Source organism: Cyclobacterium sp. SYSU L10401, assembly GCF_010993705.1.
Classification (GTDB): domain Bacteria; phylum Bacteroidota; class Bacteroidia; order Cytophagales; family Cyclobacteriaceae; genus Cyclobacterium.
The window spans coordinates 15,148-33,270 of record NZ_WOFO01000015.1 but is presented as its reverse complement, the minus strand read 5'-3'; the positions used below and the strand labels follow the sequence as shown (position 1 = coordinate 33,270).

The following is an 18,123-nucleotide window of genomic DNA, read 5'->3' as shown; positions in this document are numbered from 1 at the left end:
ACTCAATTTTTTCTTGCGATTCTTAGTTTGGCACTCCGTGCACGTTTATTGATCGCTACTTCGGCTGCATCAGCGGTAATGGCCTTCCGGTTTACTGGTTCCAATGGTCTGAGAGGATTGCCATAGAAATCTTTTTCCAATTCTCCCTGCAGCTTTCCCTTGGCAATCATGTTTTTCACCATCCTGTCCTCCAGAGAGTGATAGCTCATGACTACCAGTCTTCCACCGGGATTCAGTAAGGCAATGCTTTGCTCCAGCATTTCTTCCAGGGCAGCCATTTCTTCATTGACTTCTATCCGAATGGCCTGGAATACCTGTGCGGCGTATTTGGCATATTTGCCTCTTGGTGCATATTTGTCCAGGAGCTGTTTAAAGTCCGGAATGCTTTCAAAAGGCGATCCAGTCCGGCTACTTACAACTGCTTTTGCCAGAGTTTTTGCATTTCTGACTTCTCCATAGAGGCCAAAAACCCTGTGCAAGGCTTCCTCGGAATAAGTGTTCAGCACATTTGCCGCCGTGAGCTCTCCGGATTGGCTCATGCGCATGTCCAGGTTTCCTTCAAATCGCGTGGAAAATCCGCGCTCTGCCCGGTCTATCTGGTGAGAAGATATTCCAAGGTCTGCCAATATTCCATCAACTTTAGTTACACCATATATTTTCAGATATCGTCTCAAATCCCGAAAATTGGCCATAATGAAGGTAAAGTTCTCCGCCTCCGGTGCATTTCGGGCCGCATCTGGATCCTGATCAAAAGCATACAAATGTCCCTGATCCAGTTTCTTGAGGATTTCGCGTGAATGCCCGCCCCCACCGAAGGTAAGGTCCACGTATATCCCATTGGGATCGATGGCCAACCCTGAAATACAGGCGTCAAGCATTACCGGGATATGATATGCTGGATTATCCACTTTTTCCTAAAAACTTTTTGTTCAAACTTTTATAGGTAGCCTCTTCTTTTGCTGAAAATTCTTCATGAAGATCCGGGTTCCAGATTTCTATCTTGGTTCCTATACCGATTACCGTGGCATCTTTTTCCAATTGGGCATGGCGGAGCATGTTTTTGGGAATGACAAACCTTCCGGTTGCATCCAATTCGACCGGAGACTCTCTCCTGAAGAAAGACCTTTTAAAGGCCCTGACCTCATCGTCCGTATCGTCCAGGCTGGCCAGTTTGCTATGGTCCTTTCGTACTTCCAACATTGGGATCAACTCCAAACAGGGTTCCAGACCTTTGCGCAGCATCATTTCCTGACCTAAGGAGTCTGGTAGCAATGCCTTCATTTTCGAAGGCAATACCAACCTGCCCTTAGCATCTAGTTTACATTCAAACTCGCCGGTGAAAGATGCCATACCGCTACTACCTTATTTTTGATTACAAAAGTAGTAAATAGCCAAACACTTTTTACCACTTTGCCCCACTTTTTACCACATTCCTATAAAAGTATCCAAAACAAACTACAAACACAATTTTTTTAGCATAAAGTTAAAATGCTTTTTGTGATGCAAGCTGCTAGGAATCAGCCTTTAAATACAGATAAAATAATGTTTGAGTAGCTATTTGGCGGATATTTTGAAGAAGACATACAATTAAAAGCGGTTTAAAGCAGCAAGGGAGAAAAGTGGGGAGTTTTCCCGTAATAATTTCTACGGGAAGCAAAAATGCCTGATGAGGGTTATTTTTTTCTTTCTATGGTGTAGGTGACCAGGGAGGAAAGTGATGATTTATAGTTAGAATCCGGAAAATCTGCCAGAATGGCCAAGGCTTCCTGGTAAAAATCGTTCATGATATTCTGAGAATATTCCAGTCCGCCGGAATTTTTGACGAATTCAATGATTTCATTGACGGTTTTTTTGTTTTCGCTTTTATTCCGGATGAGGTAAATAATTTTTTTCTTTTCTACCCAGCTGGCTTTGTTGAGGGCATAAATCAGCGGGAGGGTCATTTTTTTCTCTTTGATATCAATACCGACAGGTTTTCCTACCACATCTTCCCCATAATCAAAAAGATCATCTTTGATTTGAAATGCCATACCGACTTTTTCACCAAAAAGCCGCATTTTTTCAATGTTTTCCTTATCGGCACCGGCAGTGGCGGCACCTACCGCACAACAGGAAGCAATCAGACTGGCAGTTTTTTGGCGGATGATGGTATAATATACTTCTTCAGTGATGTCTAGTTTACGGGCTTTGGAAATCTGCAAAAGTTCGCCTTCGCTCATTTCCCTTACCGCATCGGATACAATTTTCAGTAATTCAAAATCATTGTTCTCTACACTCAAAAGCAAGCCTCTGGACAACAGGTAGTCTCCCACCAGGACGGCAATTTTATTTTTCCACAGGGCATTAATAGAGAAAAATCCTCTGCGGTAGTTGGCATCATCTACCACATCATCATGAACCAGGGTAGCTGTATGGAGTAGTTCGATAAGGGCAGCACCTCTGTATGTTGCTTCGGTAATGCTTCCGCTTAAACCAGAGGTCAGGAAAACAAACATGGGTCGCATTTGCTTCCCTTTTCTCCGGACAATATAACTGGTAATGTGGTCCAGCAGCTTGACCTTACTCTGCATAAAGGAGCGGAATTTTTTCTCAAAATCAGCCATCTCCGTGGCAATAGGGCTTTGTATCTGCTGTAAATCCTGCTTCATTGGTGTTTTGGATGCTGCAATATTACAATCTATTCCATCATTGACAAAACCACCTTCTTGATTATTCTGTTTAATGAATTTTATTTTTGGTTATCTTTGACCAAACAAATGACATTCTCTTGACCGACGACTATATTAAACACCAGTACGCCCCCATTTTACCAAAAAAGGATGAATGGCCTGTGGTGAAGCTGAGCAAAAGTAGAAAAGAATTTATACAGCAAGTAGTAGTGTCAAGTATGGCAAGGATCAAAAGCCTGACAGGCAACCAACTGCAGCCATTGAAAGAGGAATTGGAATTGACACTCTACAGGGAAAGGATGAGGATCAAGCAAAATCCCTGGCTGGTGGACCCAGAGGATGAGTCGGAATTTTGGTCCAGGGTAAAATCGACACTTTTGACCATAGGGGCCGATCAGCAAGCTACCGAGGCTGAGAAAAAAGACAAATATTATGACATTCTAAGTGCCATTATATTAAGGTATGCGGAGGAAATTGCCAGTAATTTCAAGCACAGTCATTATAAAATGACCCGAAGCATTGTCACCTTTGGGTTTTCCCGGTTATTGAATACCTCCAGGGTGAAAGGATTTAAGTCTGTTTTCAGCAATCAATACAGCCTTCAGGATAAAATTCAGATCATCGGAGAAACGGATCAATTGCGGGATCTGGCCTCTAAGGGTACTATTGTGATGGTGCCTACCCATTTCAGTAACCTGGACAGCATATTGATTGGCTGGACCATAAATACACTTGGACTGCCACCCTTCATTTATGGCGCAGGGTTAAATTTATTTAACATCCAGATTTTTGCGTATTTCATGAATGCCCTGGGGGCTTATAAGGTAGACAGGAGGAAAAAGAATCAGGTTTACCTCGAAACACTTAAAACCTACTCCCGGGAAGCCATTCAATTTGGCTGTCACAGCCTGTTTTTTCCCGGAGGTACCCGTTCCAGAAATGGTACCATAGAATCAAAGTTGAAATTGGGTTTGCTGAGCACGGCCATAGAAGCACAGCGGGCCAACTATCAGAATGGGGACAAGGAATTTGGGAAAGTTTTTATCGTCCCCGTCACCATTAATTACCATTTCGTGCTGGAAGCCCCAAGCCTTATCCATGATCACCTCAACTACACGGGGCAGGAGCGGTACTACCATGAATCCGACGAGTTTTCCACTTCTTATAAAATCTCTAAATTTCTAGTCAAGTTTTTCACTAAGGGCTCCGATATTTCTGTGTCCATAGGAAGGGCCATGGATATTTTGGGCAACCACGTGGATGCGGAAGGAAACAGCAGGGACAGGCAGGGCAGATTGATAGATTGCAGGGATTATTTTATGTCCAACGGAAAAGTGACGGTAGATCTGCAAAGAGAGGAAGAATATACCAAGAAGTTAGGGGTGCGCATAGTAGAGGAATTTCACAAAATCAATCGGGTTTTTAGCAGTCACCTGGTCGCTTTTACTGCTTTTCGGCTGATCAAACGGGCCAATAAAAAACTGGATTTGTTTAGCCTGCTGCGGCTACCGGAAGAAGATATTTACCTCTCCTATGAGACTTTCAAAGAGGCTACTGCAGAAGTATTGGACTGCATTAAAAAACTGAGGGAGGATGGTAAACTTCATATGGCTCCGCATTTGGAAATGCCTTTGGAAGAGATCATTCAGCATGGCCTGGAGAATGTAGGAATGTATCATGCCAAAAGACCCCTGATTCGAAATGAGCAAGGATATGTGGTGACTGAAGATATCAGTTTATTGTATTATTACCATAACAGACTGAATGGATATGAATTGGAAAAAATCATCTGAAGCCAAACCCATTGGTGTTATCGGTATCGGTAGTTTTGGAGCAGCCATTGCCAACCTACTGGCTGAAAAGAATCAGGTTCTGGTGTATGCCAGGGATCAGGGAGTGGTGGATGCGATAAATGAAAATCATACGGTGAGGGACCGGAAGCTGGAAGAAAAGATTCAGGCTACAAATGATCCCGAGATGTTGTGTGATGTGTGTGACATCATGTTTCCCATGATTCCTTCGGCAGCATTTCGGGAAGTAATGGTTCAGTTTGCACCCTTTCTGCATCCCTATCATTTTTTAATTCATGGTACCAAAGGACTTTCATTAAACTTGCCGGCAGGAAAAAACCTCGAAAATATTGAAGAGATCAAGCGGGAAAATATCTGTACCATGAGCGAGGTGATCCTGCAGGAAACGGTAGTGGAACGGATTGGATGCCTGGCAGGTCCCAACCTGGCAAAGGAATTACAGGAAGACCAGCCAGGAGCTACGGTCATTGCCAGTCGGTATAATGAAGTGATCAGTGAAGGGCAACGATTGTTGAGGTCCGACAATTTCCAGGTATATGGCAATTCGGATATCATAGGGGTGGAGCTTTCCGGGGTCTTGAAAAACATTATTGCCATAGCTGCCGGGGCCCTTTCGGGAATGGGCCTGGGTGACAATGCCAAGGGCCTGTTGGTGTCCAGGGGAATGGTAGAGATGATTCACCTGGGAAATGCCATGGGTGGTGAGACCAAATCATTTCTGGGTCTGGCGGGGATTGGCGACCTGGTCACCACCTGCAATTCTACCCTATCCAGGAACTATACCCTGGGTTTCCGGCTGGCCCGGGGGGAAAGCCTGGATGATATCGTATCCAATATGGAGGAAGTGGCGGAAGGGATCAATACGGTAAAACTCATCAAGCTTTATCTGGAATCCACAGATACCAGAGCGCCCATCACCGAAAATTTATACAAGGTGCTTTTTGAAGACTTTAAAGTGGAGACAGCACTACAGTACCTGATGAAATATCCGATTTATACCGATATAGATTTTCTTTGATCTACATCCAGTACATGGGCCGCTTCCTGGCTGATTCTATCCAGGGTTTCCTTTTGGATATATTTTTTCTGGTCGATTTGCTGGACCTGGTCTCTGCGACAAAAGTAACTGTGAATGGCCCTTCTGGGGGCAATACTCACGTTTTTGGTGCCACCATGCCAGGTGTGAGAATTAAAAATAAATACAGATCCGGCAGGAGCTTCTATGACGATTTCTTCCGGGTGAGAGTCCATGGGGTCTTTCATGACCTGTTGGGGCAGTGCTGATTTTAAATGTGTTCCCGGCACTATCCTGGTAGCCCCGTTTTCCTTACTGAAATCATCCAGCAGCCAGATGGAATTGCAAACCATATAATCATCTTTAGCCACCGCTTCCGGCCAGTCTGCATGCAATTTTTGCAAACCTGCCCCAGGCAATGCCGCCCGGTAATTTAGCGATGACAGCTTAAAGTTATCTCCCAAAACCAAGGAAATGGCTGCCAGCACTTTGGGATGGGTATAAAAAACATCAAATTCCTCCCCTTTGTTGACCAGATCTCCCAGCCTTTTGGCTCCCGGGTCTTTGGAATGTCTGATATTGGGAGATTGTTCCAGCTCTATACCCGCTAGTTCGCCCTCCAGGTCCAGAAGTTTTTGGACCCTGTTCCGAATGCGGTTCAAATTTTCATCTGAAAGCAGTTTCCCTAAGTTGAGGTATCCCTGCTCATTTAATATTTTTTTCTCCTCCTTTGAAAGAATGTCTTGTTCAACACCCATTTTCTGTAACACTTGTTGCATGGTTTTTCGGTTTTATTGATCCGTTATAAACACATAAAATTGCCAGGGAATCAGCCTATGCAAACAGGTGATTGTGGCATAAAGTTATTCCGGGTTTTTACTGGCACGATCAATTTTTACGTTGCCAAAATTGGCATCTCCCGGGAAACAAACGGAAGGAACTGCTCCATTATCCGTAGGGTTTCAATTGGGATTAAATATAAGGTTTAATGAGATAAATCCCATGGCCTTATTCGAGTCTTTTCAATCTGCTTAGCAAGGGAGGGTGGGAGTAATTCACAAATACGTAGAGGGGGTGTGGGTCAATATTAGACAGGGTTTTTACCGATAAGGTCTTGAGCGCCTCGGCCAGCGGCTCTCCGGCATAGGTAGATTTGGCAAAGGCATCTGCCTCAAATTCATTTTTACGACTCAGGTAATTCATGAAAATCCCAAGAATCGTGGAAATGGGAGAGAAAAGCATGGTAAAACCGATGATGTTCAGGTGAATGGCCATTTGATTTCCTCCCAGGGCATAACTAATCTGTTCACTAAAAATAAATAGAGATAGGATATACAACAAGATTCCAGTCTGTAAAATCCCTGAAATCATTCCGGTTCTGATGTGTCCTTTTTTGAAATGACCTATTTCATGGGCCAAAACGGCCACCAGCTCATCTGGGGTATGTTGTTCGATCAAGGTGTCAAATAAAACCACCTTTTTTCTTTTTCCGAAACCAGAGAAAAAGGCGTTTGCCTTGGAAGACCTTTTACTGCCATCCATGATGAAGACATTTTCCAAGGGGAACCCGACAGACCGGGCATAATTCAAGATCGTGTTTTTAAGTTCACCATCCTCTAGTGGTGTGAGTTTATTGAATAAAGGGAGGATCAGGCCGGAGTAAAACATGTTGACAAATACCATAAAAAGAGCGGCAATCGCCCAAAATATCCACCAAAAATCCCTACCGATCTCCATGATCAGCCATACCAACACAAATAGTAAGGTGCCTCCAATGATGATAGATAAAATATACCCTTTGATTTTATCGGCAAAAAAAGTTTTCACGGTGGTTTTGTTGAAGCCAAAGTCCTCTTCTATTTTGAAAGTATGGTAATAATCAAAAGGAATAGACAAAATGTCTGAACCAATAAAAAGAATACCGAAGTATACGATGGACAGGGGGATCTGAGAGAGGCCCAAGGCTCGTAAAGATTCATCTAACCAGCCAAAAAAGCCAAAACCTATAAAAATCAGGGTGAGTACAAAACTAAATCCACCCGTAAACAAGCCGAAAGTGTAGTTGGTTTGCTGGTATTTTCTGCTCTCTTTTAATTTTTCCTGGCTCAGGTACTGCTCCAATGTCTTTGGAACTTCACCGATACTTCGGTTGATGTTAAGGTAGTTGATGGTTTTATCAAAAATAAAGGTAAGGGTAATGATCCCCATCAAAAGGTATTTTAAAATTTCCTGGTCCATGTTGCAAACTTATTAAAATTTGGGACAAGGAAGAATGGTATCTCTTTTTCTGGGCGCTCCGGGATTACTTGGAGGGAAAATGTAGGAAATGCTGATTTCATGAGCACCTCCAGACTGAATGCCTAATTGGGATACCGTGTAGTCAAAACTATAGCCCACATTTAATCCTGAAGGCAGGTTAAAGCCAACCATCATCACCAGTGCGTCCCGGTTACTTTGATTTTCTATGGGCTTATAAGGCAGTCCCCTGTACCAAAGGCCAAAAACAATGGGTTCCATATAAATGTATGCCCCCAGATCCAGTTGCTCAAATGGTCCCTGCCGCTTGTAATTGATGGTTGGGGTAAAATACCGCTGCTTGTAGGTATGGGTAAAATCCCGCCTTGGTGCTCCTCTTCCCAGAGAAATGCGGTAACCCGTATGAATGGAATATTTGATGGGCAACCTGCTGATTCCCTCCTCAATAAAACTTTGATTGGGTTGGTTTACATGGTGCGTAGAAAGCCCAAACCAAAAATTCTCGGTAAAGACCAGCCCTCCGAAAGAGAGGGAAAGCAGGTTTACCGGCTCACCAAAACCTTGTAGATCATTGCCAGGGAGTATGGGGCCAAAAGGATCCGCAGGATTGATTTGGTTGGCAAAGACCAGGTTTTCATAAAAACCGATATCCCGCCGCATATAGCTGGCCTGAAACCCGGGCCTCAGGTAAAGGTTGTCAGCTAATCTTAACTCGTAAGAAAACAAACCTGATACATGGGTAGACCTCAAACCCGCTGCACCTTCCACGTCGTTGGTCACCATAAAGCCTACTCCTGTGTTGTATTCTTCTACAAATGTATCCCCATAAGCGGAAAAGGTCGTAAAGCTAGCCTCCAGGCCAGGCCATTGATTGCGGTAATTGACCCCCACCCTCGTGGCTATTTCTGAGCCGGCAAATGCCGGATTGAGGTAAAGTGGTGCCGCATAGTATTGGCTGTATTGGGGATCCTGCGCAAAGGAGCTCAATGCAGAGAACAATCCTAGCAGGGTTAAAAAAACTGTATTTAATTGTGACTGAAACAAAGATTTATTCGTTTATTGAATACCAAACAGTTTATAAACGTTTTGCTGCTTCTCTGGGTATGTAAAGCAGCGTGTAAATTATGAAATCTAACTATTTTAACACCATATTTGATTTTATTTTTAAAGCAATATTTTTATTTATTGGTCTAAACGTTCCTTTGATGGGTCATGCTCAGGGTTTTAATGACAACGAGTGGATCTTCGGGTACTGTGAGGGGGGAGTGAATAATTACATTTCTTTTGGAAAAGATGGGAGGGCTCAGGTTGCCACCCTTCCCGGAAATATTACCCTGGGCAAGGATAATGCTGCCATGGCCATAGACCCGATCACTGGAGAAATCCTTTTCTACACAGACGGAGCACTTGTATACAATTACCTCAATGATGCCATGCAGGGCGTAGTAGGAGAGTTAGGGGGAATGGAAACTGAGCGGCAGTCAGTAGCCATAGCCTCCTTGGATTTTGATCCAAACCCCGGAGGAGCCAAGGAATTTTATATTTTTTATATCAGTCCGGCAGGGCAGCTGGAGTACAGTTTGGTAGATATGAACGAGCAGGGTGGAGCCCCTGTGAACCAACCTCCCGCAGGAACAGTTTCAGCTGGAGGAAGCATAGGTAATGCAGCAGGAGCCATTTTGGTGGTCAAATCAGGTAGTTCCCCAAATTACTTGTTGAGCTTTGAAAACGGGAGCTTGATTTCCCGACGATTGGAAGCGGTGTCCGGTGATTTTACCGAGACAGCTTCACTACCCTTGGATATGGCTCCGTCCACTATTGTCTTCGATGAAACATCGGAGACCCTTTACCTGATTCCTGATGAGACGGGAGAGGATATTTTGGAGTTATCTTTTGATCCGGATACAGGGATATTTGGATCCCCCGAGCCCATTGAAGGCACAGGAGGGGCAGAAACTATAGAAGGCATTTCCGTTTCTCCGGATGGAGATTTTTTATATTATTCACAGGGTGATGAATTGTTCCGGGTATTCATCAGTGATGAAGAAATTGACCCGGAGTTGGAACCATCTGAAATTCCTGAAGACGGACCGACCCGTCTTCCCTTAGCCAATGAGATTCACAAAATATACGATATCAAATATGGTCCGGATGACCAATTGTATTATATCTATGAGGAAGTAGAAGGTGGACCACAGTACGTAGGAAGAGTAAGCAACCCGGATGAATGGATTTTGACCGATGTGGAGATAGAAGAATTACCCTTTAATGGGACTGATTTTTGTGGAACGAGATTTCCCCAATTTGCGCCTACTATAGATGTAGACCCTTCGGCAGATTTTACCTGGGCACCAGAGATGCCCTGTATGAATAACCCCTTACAACTAACCAGTGCTGTTACCCCTTTGAACTACCAGCCGGTAAGTTTCGAATGGGAAATCTTACCTCCCCTTACAGATGAGGAGGGTGAAGAGATTGAGATGGATCTGAATGCAGAACACCTGCTATTACCCAGTGATGCTACCACAGAACAACAAGTCACCGTAAACCTAACCGTTACCTACGCCAATGGAGAAACCAGTAATGTGACCAAAAACATTACTTTCACCGAAAATGAACTTACCGTACAGTTTAATCCCGCCGATACCACACTTTGTGATCCGTCCTGTCTGGACCTGATGCCTTTGGTAGAGGCACAGAGTGGTGAAGAAGGAGGTCAGGGAGGAGGACAGCAAGGCGGGCAGCCAGGTGGTGGAGGCGGAATCGGTGGAATTCCGGGTGTGGGACAGCAACCCGGAGGAGGCCAGGGCCAGGAACAGCAAAACTATGAATATTTTTGGTCCAATAAGCGGGAAGAAGGCTGGGGACCAGAGGCCCCTAACGAAGTTTGCAGACCGGGATTTTATTGGGTGCTGGTAAGGGAGCAGGGATCCACCTGTTATGCCTATGCCAGCATAAGGGTGAAAATGTGGGATGTGGAAGACCAGTCCAACAACATCTGGTATTTTGGGGATGGCGCAGGTCTGGATTTCAACCCTGATCCGGATGATCCCGATGCCCCAACTCCCCGTCCCATTGAAAATCCCCATCCTCAAAATATACCGGCAGGAGTTACTACTGTGTCCGACCAGGCTGGCGAAGTGCTTTTTTATACCGATGGTCAGACCGTTTGGGACTTGAATGGCAACCCCATGCAGAATGGAGAGGATATAGGAGGAGATAACCTTTCTACCGGAAGTGTACTGGCTATTCCAGTAGCTTCTGACGAAACCCTGTATTATCTTTTTACCACGCAGCAGGGCGCTGGCGGAGAAAATGAGGTGAAGTATTCACTGGTAGATATTAAGGGAGATAACCCGGATGGTATAGGTAATGTAGTTACCAAAGATAATTTTCTATTCAGTCCGAGTACGGAGCATGCCACAGCATTTAACTCCGGAGATACCACCTGGGTGGTGTTTCACGAAAAGGGCAATGATACCTTCAGGATGTATCCCGTTTCCAGTGAAGGGATTGGTCAGCCTGTTTTTAATTCGACTGGTGGTAACCATGATTTTGGAGATGGTATCGGAACCATGAAAATCTCCGGTGATGGCTCCAAGCTGGCCGTGGCCTATTCCGATGGAGGAACGAATAAGGTGGATATATTTGATTTTGATCAAAGTACCGGGGAGTTAGATATGTATGCTACACTTGATTTGGGGACTGATGGAGACATCTATGGGCTGGAGTTTTCCTCGGATGCAAGCAGGATTTTTGTTTCTTACAGAAATGGTGGTCCCGGTGTGGAAGAATTTTACATCCAGGAAACCGAGAATCCGGATGAAGATGACCCGGATAGCCCGGACACCTCCTCTTGTTCGGAATGCTTTGAGAATGCTTCCGACCAGGATGCTATTGAAAGCTGTATCCTGGACAGCAGGGCGACTGTTTCCGGTACATCTGGTTTGGATTTGGGAGCGGTTCAGATAGGCCCTGACGGGCAGATTTATGTAGCGGTGGTAGGTTCCAACCAGATTGGTCAGATACAGATTGGATCTGGGTGCAACCCTTCCACATTCAACCAAAATGCCGTGGATGCCATGCCGGGAACCACCAATCTGGGATTGCCGGCATTTGTGCAAAATTCAGGTAGCAATATACCAGATCCCAGTCTGAATGGACCGGACCGGTTATGTCTGAGTGATGAAGAAGGGGCGGTAGGCTTGTTTGAAGGAGGGGGAGAACCAGATATAGACACCTACAACTGGACCATTTTCAATGAAGAGGGGGATGTGGTGGATGAATTTCTCAATGGAGGAGAGGATTTTCAGGACCTGGAATATGCTTTTGATACGGTAGGTGTTTTTACCGTACAATTGGAAGTAGATCGATGCGGAACCCCCTGGGAAGAGGTTTTTTCCATGGAGGTGGAAGTATTGGCTTCTCCTGAAATCATTTTACCTGATGAAGTATCCCTTTGCGGTGATGTAAAGAATTTGGTTGCGGTTGACCCGGAAGATCCCCGACTGTCAGAATATGAATTTGTTTGGGAGAATGCGGCTGGAGAAATTATTGGAGATGCCAATGAACTGCAGGTCACAGAAGAAAGTATCTACACAGTGACGGTATCCTACGCCTTGCCTGAAGGTGCGGATGAAGAAATTTTTGAAACTTGTCCGGTTTCCCAATCTGTCTTTGTGGGGCCTCCTTTTGAATTTGAATTGGAGCAGTCGGCCGAGGAGGTTTGTTATGGAGAGGATGTCACCTTCAATCCGGATACACCCGTTTCCGGTTTATGGTCTATAAGACCAGCAGGTGAAGGCGAATATGAAATATTGGGTGAAACACAGGAGCTGGAATTCAACACGGGAGATCTGGAAGGGCCGGGATCCTTTGACCTCCTGTTTGAGGCCAGGGACCCTCAGGACAGTACCTGTACAGTAGAGAGAACTGCAAGTCTCCTGGTGAATCCCATTCCGGAATTTACGCTTTCAGGCATCAGCCCGGCACAAAGTTGTGAGATAGGAGACGGTAGTGTCCTTCTGGAAGCAGGTACTCCGCTGGATAGTTTGCTTTCAGAGGGTACCGATGAAATTTTTCTGGACCTGGATGCCGGAGCAGAAATTGAATTCACCGATCTCGCTCCAGGGACCTATGCCTTCACGGCATATTCCGGAGGCTGTCCCACTTCTCAAGTTGTGGTCATCGAAAATGCCAATCCACCTGCAGATACGGTCTTTGATGTGGAGGTTGCGCCTGAATCCTGTACTGCAGATGGCGTACAGGATGGTGCAGTGTTCATTACTTTTAATAGTGGTTCCGCTTCGGGCAATTACCGCATTCAAAACCTGGTAACAGGAGAAGAGATTACTGCCGCTTTTACGGGTGAGGATAGCATTCGCGTGGACTTACCGGAGGGCGAATACCTGGTAGAGGTTACCGATCTGGGAGGCTGTGCTATCCCTGATCCGGAAGTATATGAGATTGGCTCAGGAAATGAAGCCGAAGTGTCTTTGAGTAGTCCGGGATTATGTGGGGGCGTTTTGAGTACCGAAATTACTGCAGCGGCGGATTTTTCTCAGGTAGAACAGATCGAGTGGTATTATCTGGTTGGTACAGCCAGCAACCTCCTCGAAGGGGAGACGGATTCCGTATTGGTGGTGGATAACCCGGGGACTTATGAGATTCGCCTGCTAAACTCCTCTGGATGCCTGCTCGGATCGGAATCCATAGAAATTATTTTTTCTGACGCCATGCCTCCGGTATTGATGGAAAATTATGAAATATGTTCCTCCTCTGGTGATTTGGTTACCCTGGACGTGGGCGAATGGGCATCTTATGAGTGGTATAGGGAGGAGGAGCTTATCAGTGAGGAAGCCCTATTCATTCCTGAATTACCAGGATTATACGAGCTTAGGGTAGTGGATGAGGCAGGCTGTGATTTTGTTTTAGATTTTACGGTAGAAGAAATTTGTGAAATTGATGTGAGGTTTCCCAATGCCATACGCCCTGATGACCCTAACAGGAATTTCATGATCTACACACAAGGCCAGGTAGATACATTGGTGGTTTATATTTATAATCGTTGGGGAGAATTGGTTTACTTCTGTGAAGAGACCGATGTGGCCGAAAATGTTTCCGTTTGCAGTTGGGATGGAATAGTCAATGGTAAAAAGGTTCCTGTGGGAACATATCCGGTGGTTGTGAAGTTTACCAACGAAGAACAATTGATTGAAAGAACTTTAAGAAAAGCCATAGTAGTTATAGATTAATTATGATAGTATTGATTTCACCCGCAAAGACCCTGGATTACAGTACCACAGACATAGGTTTGACTTCCAAACCCGCATTTCAAAAAGAAACCAAAGAGCTGGTCAGTATATTGAAGAAAAAATCAAGTAAGGCCATCAAAACGCTCATGCATGTGAGCGATAATATTGCCCGCCTGAATGAGGAGAGGTTTCAGCAATTTGATGATGAGTTTACTGCGAAAAACTCCAAACAGGCCTTGCTGGCGTTTAAAGGGGATGTCTATACCCACATAGACGTGGATTCATTTTCGGAAGAAGAATTTGCTTTCGCCCAGGAACATCTCAGGATTTTATCCGGACTATACGGATTGCTTAGGCCCATGGACCTGATCCAGCCTTACCGCCTGGAAATGAAAACAAAATTGAAGAATAAAAAAGGGAAGGATTTATATGGATTTTGGGGCAATAAAATTGCTGATGCTATCAATGAGGCATCCAAAGGAGCTCCGGTTATTAACCTCGCTTCCAAAGAATATTTCAAATCGGTCAACAAAAAAGCTTTAAAGTCAAGGGTTATAGAGATTCTCTTTAAAGAATTTAAGGATGACAGCTACAAGAACATCGGCATTTTTTCCAAGCAGGCCAGAGGAATGATGACTGATTTTATCATCAAAAACAAAATTGACAACCCGGAGGAATTGAAAACCTTCGATAAGGGGGGGTATGAGTTTGCTGCCAACAAAAGCAAGGAGGATGAGTGGGTTTTTGTCCGGTGAATAAAAAGATTTTTTTTGGTCCGGGCCAATTAATTTAGGAAAGGCTATAAATTTGGTACCATATATGTTATTCCCTCTGCAAGTCTGATTGTTCCCTCTTAAATTTAAAACTTTAGCCTGCTATGTCGGTACCAAATTGGTTTGCAACTGCTTTATTTGCGCTATCAATGGTGCTGGTAATAAACATTGGGGCTACTTCTATGTATTTTCCGGTATCCTTAAGGGTGGAACCAGATCTGGAAGGTCCCGAAGGGGTCTGCCTGAATGGTGCCTTTGCTTACGGAGAATTTTCCGCGGGAGGCGACCCGGCTACGGACCGCTATATCTGGAGCATCAAAGATGCATCCGGATTTGAAATTTTTTATGAATCAGGTGGATCTCAGGCCCAGGAAATTTCCTTTCCATTTACCTCGACGGGGATTTTTGACGTAAGCCTTCGCGTGATTCGGGGGGATAATCAAAATTATTACCAGGAATCTCAGACGGTTACCGTGGAAAAGGGACCTTCGTTTGTGTTGCCTCCGGATGTAATTTTCTGTGGGAGTGATCCGGTTACCCTACAGGCACTGGACCCCAATGAACCGAATTTTGACAGGTATACCATTGAATGGTTGAACCCGGCGAACACCCTTTTGGGTACCGGAAATACCTATGTGGCCAGTGAACCCGGAAGGTATTATGCCAAAGTCAGTTCGGTGGCTTGTGAAGCAGTAGCAACGACCTTTGTTGGGCCCTCCATCGCTGTTGATGTGGCTTCATCTGCTCAGGTAGCTTGTCTGGGCGGTGCTGTCAGTTATCGTCCTGATGCACCCTACCTGGCCTCCTGGTCTTACAGAAAAGATGGGCAGCAGGAAAGAACTTTTATCGAAGATGCCTACGAGTTAAACCTGGATACCGATGAGCTGGAGGGATTGGGGAATTATACCATTTATTTTAACATAGAAGATCCTAATCGCCCCGGTTGTAGTGTGGAAAAATCTTTCCCACTGGAAGTAAGGGCTGCGCCGGATTTCACACTAACCAAAATTAGCGATGCTGAAAGTTGTGCTATAGGTAATGGTGTTTTTGAAATCACCGCCAACACTGCAATTTCGTCGGTTACGATTTCCGGGGGACAGGGTGAATCCATCAATCAAATCCCTGCAAATGAAAAAAGGACCATCACAGGACTTGCTCCCAAAGTGTATACGGTCACTGCTACGGTAGGTACCTGTACCCTGAGCAAATCCATCAGCATAGAGAATGAAAACCCTGACGAAGGGATTGACTTTGAAGTCAGTTCATACCCTTCCCAGTGTACCACATCCGGTGCAGGAAGAGGCATGCTTCTACTGGATTTTAAAGGCCTTTCTGTTTCTGGATCCTACCGGATTTCCTCAGCCGACGGAGACCTCTTTCAGGATGAATTTCAAAATCAAACACAAATTGAAGTAGAGGTGCCTAAGGGTAATTACCGGGTAGAAGTAAGTGATAACGACGCCTGTAGCAATACCAAATCACAGTTTTATGAAGTCGGGGGAGGCAATCAGGTGAGTTTTTCTGTTCCATCTTCCCTTACGGTATGCGAGCGGTATGCGCTTACTCCCCAAACAACGCAGGACCTTGGTTTTGTCCTAACCGATCCGGATGGAAATGATGTTGCCCGGGAAGGTGACGGAAGTTTCACCATCAATCAAACCGGAACCTACCGGCTTGAAGGTAACCCATTGGACACGGATTCACCTTTGTGTCCCCGGGCGAGAACAATAGATGTTATTGTCAATGAACCCCTGGAGTACGACTTTAGCCAGCGGGTTATTGATTGTTTCGGCAACCAGATTTTTACTGCCGAGCTTTTCGATAATAATTCCAATGATGTGAGCATTCGGTGGATGTCCGAAGACAGGACCATTCTGGGACGAGAACTGGAGTTTTTTCCACCTACTACGGGTACCTTCCTTTTGGAGGTACAACCCCGCGCCAGTAGCATTTGCCCCGTAGATCCCATTTCATTCGAAGTCAGCATTCAGGATAATGAAGGCGCTGTATATATTGAAGGGGCACCTTTGTGTAACAGTGATTCGTTTACGGTGCTACAGGCCATGGTGTCAGGGGATGCAGCAAATAAGTTGGAGTGGTATAGGATCGATCCGGAATCGGGGAATACCTGGCTTTTTGAATGGGATGGTCAATCAGAAATTGAAGTGGAGGAGCCAGGGGTGTATGAGGTTGTCCTGAGAAATGAAATCAACTGCAGGCTGGAAAGTGCGGTATATGAAGTGACCCAACATGAAGCAGAGCTTTTGGACCTGAAAGATAATTATGTTTTATGCAGTGCCGAAAATATCAGCCCTAGCATTTCTCCGGGGGATTTTGTCTCCTATTCCTGGTCCCTGGATGGTATTCAGGTCAGTGATGCCCCCAATTACAGACCTACTGCTCCCGGGACCTATGAGCTTACTGTTGTGGATGAAAATGGATGCGAGCAGGCAGGCTCTTTTGAGGTGGAAGAGGGCTGTGAGGTATTGGTAAGGTATCCCAATGCCCTGATCCCCGGAGATCCACAAAGGGAATTTAAAGTATTTGTCGATCAGGATATTGAATGGGTAGAGATATTTATTTACAATAGAAACGGGGCACTGGTTTACCATTGTGAAAGCCAAAATGACGGAGGTTCACTTTCCGTTTGTCATTGGGATGGAATGATAGATGGGAAAAAGGCCATTTCAGGCAGCTATCCGGTCATTGTAAAATACAGCAGCGAAGTTTTGGGCCTGGAAAAAACGGAGAAAAAATCCATAACGGTTATTGGTAATTGATATAGTTTGGGGGCTTTATCTTCTGGAGTCTGAGGTAGACAATCATCTGCGCCCGGTGGTGGCTCACATGGTCAGCCAGTAAAAGCAGAAACTGCCTTCTGGTACGCGTAAAGTCTGCATAGCTCCCTTTTTCTTCTAGTCTTTCAGGGTCAAAAGTGGCGATCAATTTTTTGGCACGATCAAATTGGCTTTCAGCCATCCGGATCATTTCCTGCTTGGTTTTTCCTTTGGGTTTAAATTCCTCCCATCGAATGGCGGATTCACGACCATCAAATTTGCTGAAGGCATGCCAATCGATAATCATGGCCGCATGAAGTAATTGTTCAGCAAAACTCATTCCTTCTTCGTAGATTTTTTCATGGTATTTTTCTTCCGGCATGGCTTCAGCTACCGCAAGGAAGTAATTTTTAGAATTATCCCATCTTTCCAGAAAGTCCCTTAAAAACGGATCTTCCTGGCCCAGGGACGTAAATATGGAAGCATGTACCAGAAACAGGATAAAAGTCACTTTAATTTTCATGATTTTCGTTGATTTTTGTATCCATTTTAGGTTAGGGATAAGTTA

The 18,123-nt window shown here is 44.9% G+C and carries 12 protein-coding genes; 5 read left to right on the top strand and 7 right to left on the bottom strand.

Translation table 11 applies throughout. The features are described from left to right. Nucleotides 1-2: 2 nt before the first annotated feature. The 3 genes from rsmH to GL182_RS22820 form a co-directional block, all read right to left on the bottom strand. Nucleotides 3-908, bottom strand: a complete 906-nt coding sequence (gene rsmH, locus GL182_RS22830) for a 16S rRNA (cytosine(1402)-N(4))-methyltransferase RsmH (RefSeq protein WP_240469938.1) — start codon at nucleotides 906-908, stop codon at nucleotides 3-5. Next, nucleotides 901-1,350 (bottom strand): division/cell wall cluster transcriptional repressor MraZ, encoded by a 450-nt coding sequence (mraZ, locus tag GL182_RS22825; RefSeq protein ID WP_163382147.1) that lies wholly within the window; start codon nucleotides 1,348-1,350, stop codon nucleotides 901-903. Before mraZ ends, rsmH begins: the two co-directional genes overlap by 8 nt. A 323-nt stretch (nucleotides 1,351-1,673) precedes the next feature. Further along, nucleotides 1,674-2,648 (bottom strand): polyprenyl synthetase family protein, encoded by a 975-nt coding sequence (locus tag GL182_RS22820; RefSeq protein WP_163382145.1) that lies wholly within the window; start codon nucleotides 2,646-2,648, stop codon nucleotides 1,674-1,676. 119 nt (nucleotides 2,649-2,767) lie between these two features. Here GL182_RS22820 and GL182_RS22815 point away from each other — a divergent pair, with 119 nt between their 5' ends. Beyond that, on the top strand, nucleotides 2,768-4,462 hold the full coding sequence (locus tag GL182_RS22815; protein ID WP_163382144.1) for a 1-acyl-sn-glycerol-3-phosphate acyltransferase: 1,695 nt from the start codon (nucleotides 2,768-2,770) through the stop codon (nucleotides 4,460-4,462). Beyond that, nucleotides 4,440-5,498, top strand: a complete 1,059-nt coding sequence (locus GL182_RS22810; protein ID WP_163382142.1) for an NAD(P)H-dependent glycerol-3-phosphate dehydrogenase — start codon at nucleotides 4,440-4,442, stop codon at nucleotides 5,496-5,498. The genes GL182_RS22815 and GL182_RS22810 overlap by 23 nt, the downstream gene beginning before the upstream one ends. Here GL182_RS22810 and GL182_RS22805 read toward each other — a convergent pair. From GL182_RS22805 to GL182_RS22795, 3 genes are all read right to left on the bottom strand, one after another. Next, nucleotides 5,474-6,274, bottom strand: coding sequence for a phytanoyl-CoA dioxygenase family protein (locus GL182_RS22805; protein ID WP_163382140.1), 801 nt, complete (start codon nucleotides 6,272-6,274; stop codon nucleotides 5,474-5,476). The genes GL182_RS22810 and GL182_RS22805 overlap by 25 nt on opposite strands. 229 nt (nucleotides 6,275-6,503) lie before the next feature. After that, a complete protein-coding gene (locus GL182_RS22800; protein WP_163382138.1) occupies nucleotides 6,504-7,733 on the bottom strand; it encodes a M48 family metallopeptidase in 1,230 nt (409 codons plus the stop codon). A gap of 12 nt (nucleotides 7,734-7,745) precedes the next feature. Then, the gene (locus GL182_RS22795) at nucleotides 7,746-8,795 is read right to left on the bottom strand and encodes a type IX secretion system membrane protein PorP/SprF (RefSeq protein WP_163382136.1); all 1,050 of its coding nucleotides are present in this window, start codon (nucleotides 8,793-8,795) and stop codon (nucleotides 7,746-7,748) included. Between the two features lie 161 nt (nucleotides 8,796-8,956). On the opposite strand from GL182_RS22795, the gene GL182_RS22790 reads away from it, so the two are divergent. The 3 genes from GL182_RS22790 (at nucleotide 8,957) to GL182_RS22780 (ending at nucleotide 17,558) form a co-directional block, all read left to right on the top strand. Next, on the top strand, nucleotides 8,957-14,005 hold the full coding sequence (locus GL182_RS22790; protein ID WP_240469937.1) for a gliding motility-associated C-terminal domain-containing protein: 5,049 nt from the start codon (nucleotides 8,957-8,959) through the stop codon (nucleotides 14,003-14,005). Nucleotides 14,006-14,007: 2 nt separating this feature from the next. Beyond that, a complete protein-coding gene (gene yaaA, locus GL182_RS22785; RefSeq protein WP_163382133.1) occupies nucleotides 14,008-14,760 on the top strand; it encodes a peroxide stress protein YaaA in 753 nt (250 codons plus the stop codon). 122 nt (nucleotides 14,761-14,882) lie between these two features. Further along, nucleotides 14,883-17,558, top strand: coding sequence for a hypothetical protein (locus tag GL182_RS22780; RefSeq protein ID WP_163382131.1), 2,676 nt, complete (start codon nucleotides 14,883-14,885; stop codon nucleotides 17,556-17,558). Here GL182_RS22780 and GL182_RS22775 read toward each other — a convergent pair. Next, entirely contained in the window at nucleotides 17,545-18,078 is a 534-nt protein-coding gene (locus GL182_RS22775; protein ID WP_163382129.1) for a DinB family protein, read from the bottom strand. The genes GL182_RS22780 and GL182_RS22775 overlap by 14 nt on opposite strands. Between the last annotated feature and the right edge of the window lie 45 nt (nucleotides 18,079-18,123).

What these genes read in the sequence shown, in the direction of transcription:
- GL182_RS22805 (WP_163382140.1), bottom strand. Translation starts at nt 6,274, where the DNA reads ATGCAACAAGTGTTACAGAAAATGGGTGTTGAACAAGACATTCTTTCA.
- mraZ (WP_163382147.1), bottom strand. Translation starts at nt 1,350, where the DNA reads ATGGCATCTTTCACCGGCGAGTTTGAATGTAAACTAGATGCTAAGGGC.
- GL182_RS22820 (WP_163382145.1), bottom strand. Translation starts at nt 2,648, where the DNA reads ATGAAGCAGGATTTACAGCAGATACAAAGCCCTATTGCCACGGAGATG.
- GL182_RS22800 (WP_163382138.1), bottom strand. Translation starts at nt 7,733, where the DNA reads ATGGACCAGGAAATTTTAAAATACCTTTTGATGGGGATCATTACCCTT.
- GL182_RS22780 (WP_163382131.1), top strand. Translation starts at nt 14,883, where the DNA reads ATGTCGGTACCAAATTGGTTTGCAACTGCTTTATTTGCGCTATCAATG.
- GL182_RS22810 (WP_163382142.1), top strand. Translation starts at nt 4,440, where the DNA reads ATGAATTGGAAAAAATCATCTGAAGCCAAACCCATTGGTGTTATCGGT.
- yaaA (WP_163382133.1), top strand. Translation starts at nt 14,008, where the DNA reads ATGATAGTATTGATTTCACCCGCAAAGACCCTGGATTACAGTACCACA.
- GL182_RS22775 (WP_163382129.1), bottom strand. Translation starts at nt 18,078, where the DNA reads ATGAAAATTAAAGTGACTTTTATCCTGTTTCTGGTACATGCTTCCATA.
- GL182_RS22790 (WP_240469937.1), top strand. Translation starts at nt 8,957, where the DNA reads ATGGGTCATGCTCAGGGTTTTAATGACAACGAGTGGATCTTCGGGTAC.